This is a genomic window from Microbacterium sp. che218, from assembly GCF_040436305.1.
Classification (GTDB): Bacteria; Actinomycetota; Actinomycetes; order Actinomycetales; family Microbacteriaceae; genus Microbacterium; species Microbacterium algihabitans.
Window position 1 is genome coordinate 3,347,175 of sequence record NZ_AP031501.1, and the last position, 12,717, is coordinate 3,359,891.

General features: G+C 70.4%; 13 protein-coding genes and 1 tRNA gene. 10 read left to right on the top strand and 4 right to left on the bottom strand.

Annotation, left to right across the window (positions count from 1 at the left end; all coding sequences use genetic code 11):
* Positions 1-86: 86 nt before the first annotated feature.
* Both ABXS86_RS15780 and ABXS86_RS15785 read left to right on the top strand, forming a co-directional pair.
* Complete coding sequence (locus ABXS86_RS15780) at positions 87-1,298, top strand: sensor histidine kinase (protein ID WP_307212979.1); 1,212 nt, start codon at positions 87-89, stop codon at positions 1,296-1,298.
* Positions 1,295-1,978: a response regulator transcription factor gene (locus ABXS86_RS15785; protein WP_307212977.1), complete on the top strand. Its 684-nt coding sequence runs from the start codon at positions 1,295-1,297 to the stop codon at positions 1,976-1,978. Before ABXS86_RS15780 ends, ABXS86_RS15785 begins: the two co-directional genes overlap by 4 nt.
* A 67-nt stretch (positions 1,979-2,045) precedes the next feature.
* On the opposite strand, the gene ABXS86_RS15790 is transcribed toward ABXS86_RS15785, so the two are convergent.
* Positions 2,046-2,636, bottom strand: a complete 591-nt coding sequence (locus ABXS86_RS15790) for a DNA modification methylase (protein ID WP_269074526.1) — start codon at positions 2,634-2,636, stop codon at positions 2,046-2,048.
* 154 nt (positions 2,637-2,790) lie between these two features.
* Here ABXS86_RS15790 and ABXS86_RS15795 point away from each other — a divergent pair, with 154 nt between their 5' ends.
* Together ABXS86_RS15795 and ispD are read left to right on the top strand one after the other, a co-directional pair.
* Positions 2,791-3,273, top strand: a complete 483-nt coding sequence (locus ABXS86_RS15795) for a CarD family transcriptional regulator (protein WP_056229249.1) — start codon at positions 2,791-2,793, stop codon at positions 3,271-3,273.
* Between the two features lie 116 nt (positions 3,274-3,389).
* Positions 3,390-4,592 carry a 2-C-methyl-D-erythritol 4-phosphate cytidylyltransferase gene (gene ispD, locus ABXS86_RS15800; RefSeq protein WP_353665087.1) on the top strand — a complete coding sequence of 401 codons (1,203 nt, stop codon included), beginning with the start codon at positions 3,390-3,392 and terminating at the stop codon, positions 4,590-4,592.
* On the opposite strand, the gene ABXS86_RS15805 is transcribed toward ispD, so the two are convergent.
* The gene (locus ABXS86_RS15805) at positions 4,589-5,050 is read right to left on the bottom strand and encodes a GNAT family N-acetyltransferase (RefSeq protein WP_307212966.1); all 462 of its coding nucleotides are present in this window, start codon (positions 5,048-5,050) and stop codon (positions 4,589-4,591) included. The genes ispD and ABXS86_RS15805 overlap by 4 nt on opposite strands.
* A gap of 68 nt (positions 5,051-5,118) precedes the next feature.
* Here ABXS86_RS15805 and cysS point away from each other — a divergent pair, with 68 nt between their 5' ends.
* The 3 genes from cysS (at position 5,119) to ABXS86_RS15820 (ending at position 8,272) form a co-directional block, all read left to right on the top strand.
* Positions 5,119-6,519, top strand: coding sequence for a cysteine--tRNA ligase (gene cysS, locus ABXS86_RS15810; protein WP_307212964.1), 1,401 nt, complete (start codon positions 5,119-5,121; stop codon positions 6,517-6,519).
* Positions 6,512-7,507: a 23S rRNA (guanosine(2251)-2'-O)-methyltransferase RlmB gene (rlmB, locus tag ABXS86_RS15815; protein ID WP_144833844.1), complete on the top strand. Its 996-nt coding sequence runs from the start codon at positions 6,512-6,514 to the stop codon at positions 7,505-7,507. Before cysS ends, rlmB begins: the two co-directional genes overlap by 8 nt.
* A 123-nt stretch (positions 7,508-7,630) precedes the next feature.
* Positions 7,631-8,272 (top strand): NAD(P)-dependent oxidoreductase, encoded by a 642-nt coding sequence (locus ABXS86_RS15820; RefSeq protein ID WP_307212923.1) that lies wholly within the window; start codon positions 7,631-7,633, stop codon positions 8,270-8,272.
* Positions 8,273-8,351: 79 nt separating this feature from the next.
* Here the strand turns inward: ABXS86_RS15820 and ABXS86_RS15825 are convergent, their stop codons facing one another.
* Together ABXS86_RS15825 and ABXS86_RS15830 are read right to left on the bottom strand one after the other, a co-directional pair.
* On the bottom strand, positions 8,352-9,674 hold the full coding sequence (locus tag ABXS86_RS15825; protein ID WP_353665088.1) for a DUF4032 domain-containing protein: 1,323 nt from the start codon (positions 9,672-9,674) through the stop codon (positions 8,352-8,354).
* Positions 9,675-9,752: 78 nt separating this feature from the next.
* Positions 9,753-10,856, bottom strand: coding sequence for an ABC transporter ATP-binding protein (locus tag ABXS86_RS15830; protein WP_144833896.1), 1,104 nt, complete (start codon positions 10,854-10,856; stop codon positions 9,753-9,755).
* A gap of 212 nt (positions 10,857-11,068) precedes the next feature.
* Between ABXS86_RS15830 and ABXS86_RS15835 the strand changes: the two genes are divergently transcribed.
* The 3 genes from ABXS86_RS15835 to ABXS86_RS15845 all read left to right on the top strand — a co-directional run bounded on the left by ABXS86_RS15835 (position 11,069) and on the right by ABXS86_RS15845 (position 12,594).
* Positions 11,069-12,040: a DsbA family protein gene (locus ABXS86_RS15835; RefSeq protein WP_230705359.1), complete on the top strand. Its 972-nt coding sequence runs from the start codon at positions 11,069-11,071 to the stop codon at positions 12,038-12,040.
* A 42-nt stretch (positions 12,041-12,082) separates the two neighbouring features.
* Positions 12,083-12,460, top strand: a complete 378-nt coding sequence (locus tag ABXS86_RS15840; RefSeq protein ID WP_353665089.1) for a hypothetical protein — start codon at positions 12,083-12,085, stop codon at positions 12,458-12,460.
* Between the two features lie 61 nt (positions 12,461-12,521).
* A tRNA-Thr gene (locus tag ABXS86_RS15845) sits at positions 12,522-12,594 on the top strand.
* The last annotated feature ends 123 nt before the right edge of the window (positions 12,595-12,717 follow it).

The window sequence follows — 12,717 nt, forward strand, 5'->3', positions numbered from 1 at the left end:
CAGTGACAGTGAATAGTAGCCTCTGCCGCGCCGGTGGCGGGGGTGAACGGCCGGTGACGCCGAATCGACCCCTCTACGCTGAACGTATGGAACACACGCAGCTCGTGCTGCTCGCGCTCCTCGCCGGCCTCCTCGTCGGAGCAGCGATCGTCGGCCTCGTGGTCGGCGCCCTCCGCGCCCGCGATCGTTCGATGGCGCAGACCGCGGTCGACGTCCCCGAGGGCGTCGAGGCGATGCTCGACGCGATGGACGACCCCGCTTTCGTCTGCGACACGTCGTCGACGGTGCTGGCGCTGTCGCCCGCGGCCGAGGTGTTCGGCGTGCACGCCGGCGAGGTCATCGCGGCCGAGGAGCTCAAGCGCGTGGCGCGCGTCGCCCGCGACACCGGTTCCGCGATCGCCGAGAACCTTCGTCTGCGTCGCGGCGCCGCGCCGGCCGAGGCCCGACTCGTGGCCGTGCGCGCGACGCCGATCTCGCCCCGGCTGACGCTCCTCGTGCTGCGCGACATCACCGAGCGCGAGCGCGTCGAGGAGATGCGCCGCGACTTCGTCGCCAACACCAGTCACGAGCTGAAGACCCCCGTCGGCGCCGTGGGCCTGCTCGCCGAGGCGATCGAGTCGGCCGCCGACGACCCGGCCCAGGTGCGGCACTTCGCCTCGCGCATGCAGGCCGAGGTCACCCGGCTCGCAGCGCTCGTCAACCGCATCATGAGCCTCTCGCGCCTGCAGGCCTCCGACGAGTTGCGCGACGTGAGGGACGTCTCGATCGACGAGGTGGTCACCGCCGCTCTCGAGGCCTACACCGTGCAGGCCGATGCCGCCCAGGTCACCGTCGTGCGCGGCGGCACCAAGGGGCTGTGGGTGCGCGGCGAGCCGCAGATCCTCACCGAGGCGCTCGGCAATCTCGTCGCCAACGCCATCGCCTACTCGCCGCAGGGCTCGAAGGTGGGCGTGGGGGTCAAGCTCGACGAGACCGTGGTCGAGATCGCCGTCACCGATCGCGGCATCGGCATCCCCGAGAGCGACCAGCACCGCGTGTTCGAACGCTTCTACCGGGCCGACCAGGCGCGCTCGCGTCGCACGGGCGGCACCGGCCTGGGTCTCTCGATCGTCAAGCACGCCGTGCAGCGCCATGGCGGAGAGGTGCGGCTGTGGTCGCGCCCCGAGCGGGGGTCGACCTTCACCATCCGCCTGCCGATGACCGAGGCGCCCGACCTCGACACCGTTCGTCCGAAGCCCCGTCGCAAGTCCCGCAAGACCTCGACGACACCCGTACCCGCGAAGGGAGACACCGCATGACCCGCGTTCTGATCGTCGAGGACGAGCCCGATCTGGCCGACCCGCTCGCCTACCTGCTGCGCCGCGAAGGATATGAGGTGGAGATCGCCGAAGACGGCGCGCTCGCCCTCACCGCCTTCCGCGAGCGCGGAGCCGACATCATCCTGCTCGACCTGATGCTGCCCGGAATGCCCGGGACCGAGGTCTGCCGTCAACTGCGGCTGACCTCGCAGGTGCCGATCATCATGCTGACCGCCAAGGATTCCGAGGTGGACATCGTCGTCGGTCTCGAACTCGGCGCCGACGACTACGTCACCAAGCCCTACTCGACGCGCGAGCTGCTCGCCCGCATGCGCGCGGTGCTGCGGCGACGCACACCCGATGACGCCGACCTCGACGACCGCGTCCTCTCGGGCGGTCGCGTGGTGCTCGACATCGACCGGCACACGGTGGCCGTCGACGGAGGCGAGATCAGCATCCCCCTCAAGGAGTTCGAGCTCCTCGAGGTGCTCATGCGCAACGCCGGTCGCGTGCTCACGCGGGGCCAGCTCATCGACCGGGTGTGGGGGACCGACTACTTCGGCGACACCAAGACCCTCGACGTGCACATCAAGCGCATCCGCTCGCGCATCGAGCGCAACCCGAGCGAGCCGGTCATGCTCGTGACGGTGCGCGGCCTGGGCTACCGCTTCGAGGCCTGAGCCCGGGCCCCGCTCGGCGGGAACGACGAAGGCGCCGACGGATCACCGTCGGCGCCTTCGCGTGTGTTCAGGAGGCGGGCGTCGCGCTGGGCGTCGGCGTCACCGTCGGCAGGCCGCCGACCGGGGTCAGCGAGCCCGAGGGCTGCGGGGTCGGCGCGAGCGTCGACAGGTACTCGAGGGCACCGTCGAGCACGGGCACCTGGATGAGTGCGCCCTGGCCGTCGCCGGACTGGAAGTACACGGGCACCGTGGTGCCGGGGGCGGCGTCGATGCCGTCGAGGCGGAGGGGCTCGACGTCGTCGGACAGGTCGCCGAGGCTCAGCGTGCGGTTGGCCGGCACGTTCACCGACGAGCGCACGGCAGACGAGCCCTCGCCGACCTCGACGCGCAGCGTCAGCGGGTCGGAGGTCGAGTTGACGACGGCGGCGACGAGGTTGCCGGTCGTGCCCTCTTCGTCGACGACGATGAGGGCGTTGCGCACGTCGAGGGGGCCGGAGTCTGCGGGGACGTTCACGCCGTCGGACGCCGAGTACGGGATGGTGGTCGCCTGGGGGGCGATGAGGTTGCACCCGGTCGTGCCCACCAGGACAGCGGCACCCAGGGCGACGGACGCGATCAGGCGCGTTTTCACGGATCCTCCAAGATCGACGGACGGCATCCTGATCATCCTACGGGGTCCGCGCCGCGCGGCCGTTCCCGTGCGCACGTCCACGGTCGCCCCGCGTGCGGGTGGGGGAGGGGCCCAGGGTGGGCGGAACCTTAGCGCATGCGGGCCTGTGGTATCCTGGATGTTGCCGAAAGGACATAACTCCATGCTTTTTGAGGTTGGCGAGACCGTCGTTTACCCGCACCATGGCGCGGCCACGATCATCGAGGTCAAGGAACGCGTTATCAAGGGCGAGACGAAGAAATACCTGAAGCTCAACGTCACCCAGGGAGACCTCGTCATCGAGGTCCCTGCTGACAACGTCGACTTGGTCGGCGTTCGCGACGTGATCGGCAAAGAGGGTCTCGACCGCGTGTTCGAGGTGCTGCGTGCGCCCTTCACCGAGGAGCCGACCAACTGGTCGCGTCGCTACAAGGCGAACCTCGAGAAGCTCGCGTCGGGCGATGTGATCAAGGTCAGCGAGGTCGTGCGCGACCTGTGGCGCCGCGATCAGGACCGCGGCCTGTCGGCCGGCGAGAAGCGCATGCTGGCCAAGGCGCGTCAGATCCTCGTCTCCGAGCTGGCCCTGGCGGAGAAGACCGACGAAGACCGTGCGAGCGTCGTGCTCGACGAGGTCCTCGCGTCCTGACGCTCCGGCGCCGGGACCCCCGCGCTGCCGCCCCGTCCCCGTCGTCGAGAACCGATGACGCGGGCCGGGGCTTTCGGCGTTCCACGGCGTGCGTCGGCTCGCGCTAGCGTGATCGGGTGACTCTCACCCCCGTCCCCCACCTCGCGGTCATCGTCGTCGCGGCCGGCTCCGGCACCCGCCTGCGCGGGGGAGCGCCCAAGGCGTTCGTGGGCCTCGACGCCCGGTCGATCCTGCACCACGCGCTGCGGGGCGTGTTCTCCGCCCCGGCCGCACAGGTCGTGGTGGTCGTCCCCGAGGGCTACGAGGGCGACGCGACCACCGATGCGCTCGACGCCGCGGGCGACCGGGGCGAGCTCGTGACGGTCGTCACGGGCGGAGCGACCCGCCAGCAGTCCGTCGCCGCCGGGCTCGCGGCCCTGTGGGGCGATGTCGACACCGTCCTCGTGCACGACGCCGCCCGGGCTCTCACCCCGGCCGCGGTGTTCGAGCGCGTCGTGGCGGCGCTCGACGACGGCGCCGTCGCCGTGATCCCCGTTCTCCCCGTCGTCGACACGATCAAGCGCGTCGACGGGGCCGGCCGGGTCGTCGCCGCGGTCGATCGCTCGGAGCTCGCCGCGGCCCAGACGCCGCAGGGTTTCCGTCGATCCGTGCTCGAGGCGGCCGCGGCATCCGCCGACGCCGACCACACCGACGACGCCGCCCTCGTCGCGGCCGCCGGACACCCCGTCGTCACGGTCGAGGGCGATGCCCGCGCCTTCAAGGTCACCACCGCTCCCGACCTCGACCGCGCCCGCTCGCTCGTCGCGGTCGCCGCCGAGGTCGAGGCCGCGCCGACACCGGCGACCGGCATCCCGCGCGTCGGCCTGGGCACCGACGTCCACGGCTTCGGCGGCGAGGGCACCCTCTGGCTCGCGGGTCTCGAATGGCCGGGGGAGCAGGCCCTCTCGGGTCACTCCGACGGCGACGCCGTCGCGCACGCGATCGTCGACGCCCTGCTGGCGGCGGCGGGCCTCGGCGACATCGGCACGCACTTCGGCACCGATCGGCCGGAGTTCGCCGGCGCGCACGCCACCGCCTTCCTCGCGCACACGGTCGGCCTGCTGGCGGCGGCCGGGTGGCGGGTGGGCAACGTCGCGGTGCAGGTGCAGGCCAATCGCCCGCGCTTCGCCGCGCGTCGCGTCGAGGCCGAACGGGCCCTGTCCCACGCCCTCGGCGGCGCCCCCGTCTCGGTGAGCGCGACCACCACGGACGGACTGGGCTTCACGGGACGGACCGAGGGCGTCGCGGCCTTCGCGACCGCGCTCGTCGTGCCGGCCTAGAGCTCGCGCGTCATGAAGGTCGACAGCGGATCAGGGGCGTAGGGCGCGAACGCCGGGCACTCCACGAAACCTTCGCTCGCATAGAGCTTCCGGGCCGCGACGAAGTCGGCTGTGCTGCCGGTCTCGAGCCAGAGGCTCCGGATGCCGCGTTCTCGTGCATCGGCCATGATGCGACGCAGGATCGCTCGGCCGACACCGCGACCCAGGTGCGCTTCGACGACCCGCATCGACTTGAGCTCCGCCCGCTGGTCGCCGAGGTCTTTGCAGGCGCCGATACCGGCGATCTCGCCGTCGATCCAGGCCGACCACAGGGTCACGCTGTCGGAGGTGAGGCGGTCGACGTCGAGGGCGTGGACGCTCTCGGCCGGGGTGTTCTCGTGCATTCCGGCGAGGTGGGCGGCGACGAGGGCGCGCGTGGGTTCTCCGGACAGGTCGTCGGGGCGGATGGTGAGGTTCACGTCGGCACCCTAACCGCTGCGTGTTTCACGCACGGGTCGCGGCGAGGGGCGGCCGGTAGGCTGGCCCGGTGACCGTTCGGCTGTATGACACGAAAGCGCAGGAGCTGCGCGACTTCGTTCCCCTCGACCCGTCGAACGTCACGGTCTACGTCTGCGGGCCCACCGTGCAGTCGGGTCCCCACATCGGTCACGTGCGCGCCGCCCTCGCCTTCGATCTGCTGCGCCGCTGGCTCGCCCACCGCTACGGCCGTGTCACCTTCGTGCGCAACGTCACCGACATCGACGACAAGGTGCTCGCCAACGCCAGCGACGACGAGCCCTGGTGGGCGTTGGCCTATCGCATGGAGCTCGAGTTCTCTCGGGCGTATGCCGCCGTCGGCATCCTGCCCCCGACCTACGAGCCGCGCGCGACCGCATCGGTCACGCAGATGCAGGAGCTGATCGCCGAGCTCATCGAGCGCGGTCACGCCTACGCCGCCGCGGGCGACGTGTACTTCGACGTGCGCTCGTGGCCGGCATACGGCGAGCTGACCCGCCAGAGCCTCGACGCGATGGAGTCGGCGGCCGACGCCGATCCCCGGGGCAAGCGCGATCCGCGCGACTTCGCGCTGTGGAAGGGCTCCAAGGCCGACGAGCCCGCCTCGGCCACCTGGGCGTCGCCGTGGGGTGCCGGACGACCCGGCTGGCACATCGAGTGCTCGGCGATGTCGCGCCGGTACCTGGGTCCGGAGTTCGACATCCACGGCGGCGGCCTCGACCTGCGCTTCCCGCACCACGAGAACGAGATCGCCCAGTCGACCGCGGCCGGCGACGCCTTCGCCCGCTACTGGGTGCACAACGGCCTCGTCACCGTCGACGGACAGAAGATGTCGAAGTCGCTCGGCAACTTCACGCTCGCCGCCGACGTGCTCGACGCCCACGATCCGCTCGTGGTGCGCTACGCCCTCGCCGCGGCGCACTACCGTTCCAACCTCGACCTGAGCGAGGCGTCGTGGGCCGAGGCGGAGTCGGCCCTCGGTCGCATCCGCACCTTTCTCGAGCGCGCCGAGCGCGTTGCCCGACCGGGCTGGTCGGAGGCCAAGGAAGGCCTTCCGACCGAGTTCGTCGAGGCGATGGACGACGACCTCTCGGTGCCCCGGGCGCTGGCCGCGATCCACACCAGCATCCGGTCGGGAAATGCGCTGCTCGACGCGGGCAAGTACGATGAAGCGAAGCAGGACGTTTCGGACGTCCAGCAGATGACGCTCCTCCTGGGGATCAATCCGCACTCTCCTCAGTGGAGCAGCGTCGGCGGAGGAGCCGAGACCGCCGCTCTGGACACCCTGGTCCAGACGATGATCACGCAGCGCGCACAAGCGCGTGCGGACAAGGATTGGGCGGCCGCGGATCGCATCAGAGACGCGATCGCCGCCGCAGGAATCACGCTGGAAGACACTCCAGCCGGAACACATTGGAGTATCGATGGCTAAGCCTGGACGCCCGGGAGCACGCAACCCCGGCAAGAAGAAGGGTCCGCTCAAGGGCACCGGCGGGCACTCCCGCAAGGCGCTCGAGGGTCGTGGTCCCACCCCCAAGGCCGAGGACCGCGCCTGGCACCCCGCCGGCAAGCGCAAGGCCGCCGAAGAGCGCTACGCCGCCGCCGGCGGCAAGGGCCGCCCCGGTGTGCGCGCGGTCGGCAACCCCAACCGCAAGAGCCCCAAGGCCGCCGACGACACCGAGACGGTCACCGGCCGTAACTCCGTGCTTGAGGCGCTGCGCGCGAAGATCCCCGCCACGGCGATGTACATCGCCCAGCGCGTCGAGATGGACGACCGCGTCAAGGAGATGCTGTCGATCGCGACCAACCGCGGCATCCCGGTGCTCGAGGTCACGCGCCCCGAGCTCGACCGCATGGCCGGCTTCGACGGCGTGCACCAGGGCGTCGCGCTCAAGGTGCCGCCCTACTCCTACGCCCACCCGCAGGACCTGCTCGAGCAGATCATCGACCGCGGCGAGGTGCCGCTGCTGGTGGCCCTCGACGGCGTCACCGACCCCCGCAACCTCGGCGCGATCATCCGGTCGACGGGCGCCTTCGGCGGTCAGGGCCTGATCATCCCCCAGCGCCGCTCGGCGAGCGTCAACTCCGCCGCCTGGAAGACCAGCGCCGGAGCGGCCGCCCGCATCCCCGTCGCGCTCGCGGCGAATCTGACGGCGACGCTCAAGGAGTTCAAGAAGCAGGGCGTGTTCGTGCTCGGCCTCGACGGCGACGGCGACGTGTCGCTGCCCGCCCTCGAGCTCGCCGACCGCCCCGTGCTGATCGTCGTCGGCTCCGAGGGCAAGGGCCTCTCGCGCCTGGTCACCGAGACCTGCGACCAGGTCGTGTCGATCCCCATCTCGACGGCGACCGAGTCGCTCAACGCCGGAATCGCGGCATCCGTCGCCCTGTACCAGGTGTCGACGATGCGCGCGGCGCGCTGAGAAGCGACTCTCCTGCTCTGAATCACCGAAGAACACCCCGGGTCGCGTTGCCCGCGCGGTGAGATCACGGCACGCTGGGTCGAGGACGAGGTCTCGTCCCTTCGACTCACGAAAGGAACGCTCATGCCCCGCATCGCCGTCATCGGAGGCACCGGCTACGCCGGCAGCAACATCGTGACCGAGGCCGTGCGCCGTGGTCACACGGTCGTCTCGGTCGCGCGCACGGTTCCCGCCGAACGCGTCGAGGGTGCCACGTACATCGAGGGCACCGTGCTCGACGTCCCCGGTCTCGTGGCGGAGCTTGAAGGCGTCGACGTGGTCGTCTCGGCCGTCGCCCCCCGCGGCGACATGGAGGGCAAGCTGCGTCCCGCGATCGCCGAGCTCGTCGCGGCCCTGCCCGAGAACGTGCGTATCGGGGTCGTCGGAGGCGCGGGCGGATCGCTCGTCGCCGAGGGCGGACCGCGCCTGATCGACACCGACGGCTTCGCCGAGGAGTACAAGCCCGAGGCGCGCGAGGCCATCGGCATCCTCGAAGACCTCGAGGCCGACGACACCGGACGCGACTGGTTCTACGTGCACCCCGCGGGCGGCTTCGGCGCCTGGGCCCCGGGCGAGCGCACCGGCTCGTACCGTGACGGCGGCGCCGTGCTCGTCACCGACGACGAGGGCAACTCCTTCATCGGCGGTGCGGACTTCGCCGTCGCCGTCGTCGACGAGATCGAGAACCCGAAGCACTCGCGCGAGCGTTTCACCGTCGGGTACTGACCCGCGGAACATCGAGGCCGCGGCATCCGGATCAGCTTCCGGATGCCGCGGCCTCTGTCGTCCTGCGGTGTTCGGCCCGTCAGACCAGGTCTCGCCAATCGACCAGATCGGTGTCGGTGGTCGGCACCTCGCCCGTGGAGGGGGCATCGGCGTCCGACACCGTCGGGATCGACAGCGTGTCGGTGGGAGGTCCCATCACGGTGGCCTCGTCGCGGCGGTGACGCAGCACATCGTCGATGTACGAGCTGACCACCTCGGCCAGCGGCACCGACCGGCCCCGCGCCTGCGACATGTACCAGCGGTGCTCGAGCACCTGGTGGAACACCTCGGCGGGCTCCAGCTTGGCGCGCAGGTCCCAGGGGATCGCCATGACGATCGGCTCGAACACGCGGGTGAGCCACTCGTGCGCGACCATCTCCTCATCGGCGCCGAGGCGTGACACGCGGGCGCGGAACTCGTCGAGGTCGTTGAGCAGACGGCGGGCCTGGTTCTCTTCTACGTCGAGTCCGGTCAGGCGCAGCAGGCGACGCTGGTGGTGGCCGGCATCCACGACCTTCGGTTGGATCGACACCCGGGTGCCGTCGCTCGCGGTACGGATCGACATCTCGCCGATGTCGAAGCCCAGGGCGTTCAGACGGTGCACGCGTTCGGTGATGCGCCACGACTCGTCGACGCCGAATGTCTCTTTGTCGGTGAGCGCGCCCCACAGCGAGTGGTACGACGACACCAGGCCGTCGGCGACCGCGACGGCGTCGACCCCGCCCTCGAGGCGTCCGCCGGCTTCGAGGTCCATGATCTCGCCCGCGATGTTGATGCGCGCGATGTCGAGGTCGTGCGCGCGCTGGCCCGGGGTCAGGCGGTTGCCGTGCAGCTCGCCCGTCTCGGCATCGACGAGGTACGCGGCGAACTCGCCCGCGTCGCGGCGGAAGAGCGTGTTCGACAGCGAGACGTCGCCCCAGTAGAAGCCGACGTTGTGCAGACGTACGAGCAGCACGGCGAGGGCGTCCACCAGACGCGTGGCCGTGTGGGGACGCAGCACCTGCGTGAACAGCGCGCGGTAGGGGAGTGAGAAGCGCAGGTGCGCCGTGACGAGCGCCGCGGGAAGCGGACGACCCGAGGCGTCGGTGCGCCCGGCGATGACGGCGACGCGATCGACGCACGGGGCGTCGAGACGATCGAGGTTGCCAAGCATGTCGTACTCGCGGCGGGCCATCTCCTCCGTCGTCTCCTTGATGGCGACGACCCGACCCGAGAGGTTGGCGAAACGCACGAGGTGACGCGAGATGCCCTTCGGCAGGGCGACGATGTGGTTGCTGGGCCAGTCGGCGAGACCGGTCGACCAGGGCAGTTGCAGAAGCCCCGGGTCGACGGTGCTGGCGGTGATGCTGAGCGATTCGGACACGGATGCCTCCGGGAAATGAGGCGGCGCGCCCCCACCCGAGAAGATCGGGGTCGGGGACGCGCCGCCTCGGTGCGTGGGTCAGGCCGAAGCGATGGCCCGGTCGGTCAGGCGCTCGCCCGACTCGAGGTCGAACACGTGGATGTGTCCGGGGACCGGGGCCAGCACGACCGTCTCGCCCGCGTTGGGGTGACGGCGACCGTCGACGCGCGCGACCAGATCGGTGCGCTTGCCGTTGATCTCGGTGTGACCGTAGAGGTAGCCGTCGGCGCCGAGCTCCTCGACGAGGTCGACGACGACCGTGAGGCCGCGGCCGTCGGCCGGAGCGACCTGGATGTCCTCGGGGCGCACACCGATGGTGACCTCGGAGCCGTTGGCCTTGCCGATGGTGTCGGCCTCGATGGGAACGACCAGATTGCCGAACTGAACGCCGCCCTCGGCCAGGTCGGCCGTGAACAGGTTCATCGCGGGCGAGCCGATGAAGCCGGCCACGAAGACGTTCTTGGGGGTCTCGTACAGGTCGCGCGGGGTGCCGACCTGCTGGAGCAGGCCGTCCTTGAGCACGGCGATGCGGTCGCCCATGGTGAGCGCCTCGGTCTGGTCGTGGGTGACGTAGACCGTGGTGACGCCGAGGCGACGCTGCAGCGACGCGATCTGGGTGCGGGTCTGCACGCGGAGCTTGGCGTCGAGGTTCGACAGCGGCTCGTCCATGAGGAAGACCTGGGGCTGACGGACGATGGCGCGACCCATGGCGACGCGCTGACGCTGACCACCCGAGAGGGCCTTGGGCTTGCGGGTCAGGTACTGCTCGAGGTCGAGCAGCTTGGCGGCCTCGAGCACGCGGGCGGCGCGCTCTTCCTTGCCGACGCCGGCGATCTTGAGCGCGAAGCCCATGTTCTCGGCGACGGTCATGTGCGGGTACAGCGCGTAGTTCTGGAAGACCATCGCGATGTCGCGGTCCTTCGGCGGGACGTCGGTGACGTCGCGGTCGCCGATGAGGATGCGGCCGGAGTTGACCTCTTCGAGGCCGGCGAGCATGCGCAGCGACGTGGACTTGCCGCAGCCGGAGGGGCCGACGAGGACGAGGAACTCACCGTCTGCGACGTCGAGGTTGAGCTTGTCGACTGCGGGGCGGGTTCCGCCCGGGTACAGACGGGTTGCGTTGTCGAAGGTGACGGACGCCATGTTTTCTTCTCCTTCACCGGCAGGTACGTGCCGGACGATCCGTAGTGAATGGAATGAACGGGGGCGACCCCGTGCGCCCGACGTTGGACGCAGGGTCAGTATCGCACGTGTCTGGTCATTTCTCAGCCAGCCTGGCTACCATCGATGGGCGGTCGCCCCACCCGCGCGGCCCCCCTGATTTCGTGCGGCGTCGTCCGCGCCCGGAAGGTTTCATGTCCCACGACCAGTCCCCGAACGTGCCCGCCGAACGCGATCGTCGCGAGGCGGTGCGCGAGAAGGCGCAGCAGGTCAAGGCGAAGCAGACGCGGTGGCGCATCGCCCGTCGCTCGCTGATCGGCATCGGCGCCGTCGCGGTCATCGCGGTCGGCGCGGTCGGAGTCTCGTTGGCCCTCAACTCGCGCGAGGCGCGGTCGCAGGCCCTTCCCGATGCGGCGAACGAAGACGGCTTCGTCGTCACGAGCGCCTCGGCCGTCGAGGACCCCCTCGCCGACCAGACCGTCGACGGTAGCGCCGCGAGCATGTCGGCGCAGGCCGCGCCCACCGCCGAGCCGTCCGCGGCGGCGACCCCCGAGCCCACCGGCACCGCCGCCCCCGTCGACATCCGCGTGTACGTCGATTACATGTCGACCGAGGCGCGCGAGTTCCAGACGGCCAACGCCGGGCAGCTGTCGAAATGGGTCACCGACAAGGCCGCGACGCTGACGTACTACCCGGTGGCGATGCTCACCTCGAAGTCGAACGGCACCAAGTACAGCCTGCGCGCCGCCGGCGCTGCCGCCTGCGTGGCCACGCACTCGTCGGACCGCTTCTTCGCCTTCAACCACGAGCTGCTCACCAACCAGCCCGCGGTCGACTCCGACGGCTACAGCGACCAGCAGCTGGCCGACATGGCGCAGGGCGCGGGTGTGAGCGACATCGCCACGGTGCGCGAGTGCATCGAAGACGAGACCTACACCGCGTGGGCCAAGGCGGCGACCGACCGTGCCATCAAGGGCCTGCCCGGCACCGACGGCCAGGCGCTCACCGCCACGCCCACGGTGCTGGTGAACGGCACCGAGTACGTCGGCAACATGGACGACCCCAAGGAGTTCGCGCAGTTCGTGCTCACGGTCGACAGCAACGCGTACTACTCGACGGCGACGCCGACTCCCTCGGCAACGCCGTCCGCGGCCCCGGCGGGCTGACCGATCCCTCCCAAAGACGTGGACGTATGGGATTCTGTACGTATGAACGATGAGCTCGAGGACTCCCCGCCGCGGCGGTCCCGTGATCAGTTGAACATCTGGGTGGCGGAGTTCCGCGAGCAGGGTCACTTGTTCGCGGGTCAGCTCAAGGTCGTCGAGCAAGAAGACGCCGACAGCCAGGACACCGGCCTCGTGGTGATGAACCTGATGAACGCGAAGGCGTCCATCTACATGCAGCCGACGGGCTACGACGAGCCGCTCTGGGAGGCGACGCTCACCTCGCGCCCCGAGGACCTCACGCTGTCGCCGCACGAGATGGCGAGCCTGGCCGCCGAGCTCGTCGTCGCGGGCAACCTCTGCTCCTTCCTGCAGTGGAAGTCGCTCGAGTGGGACCGCGAGAGCGGAACGCACCGCGACTGACCCGTCGGGAACGGCGCCCGCGCCGTTCTAGACTCGTCGATCGAGATGCTCCGCGTCTCATGCCGGCTTGGCGCAATTGGTAGCGCACCGTACTTGTAATACGGGGGTTGCAGGTTCAAGTCCTGTAGCCGGCACCTCTCTCCAGACGTCCGTCCCGGATGCCGTGAGCTCAGGCGCGTCCGCGCCCTCATACGACGCGTGCCGAGCCGTCCACTCCCGGAACGGCGCCGTCGCGTCGTCGACCGCGACCTGTTCGC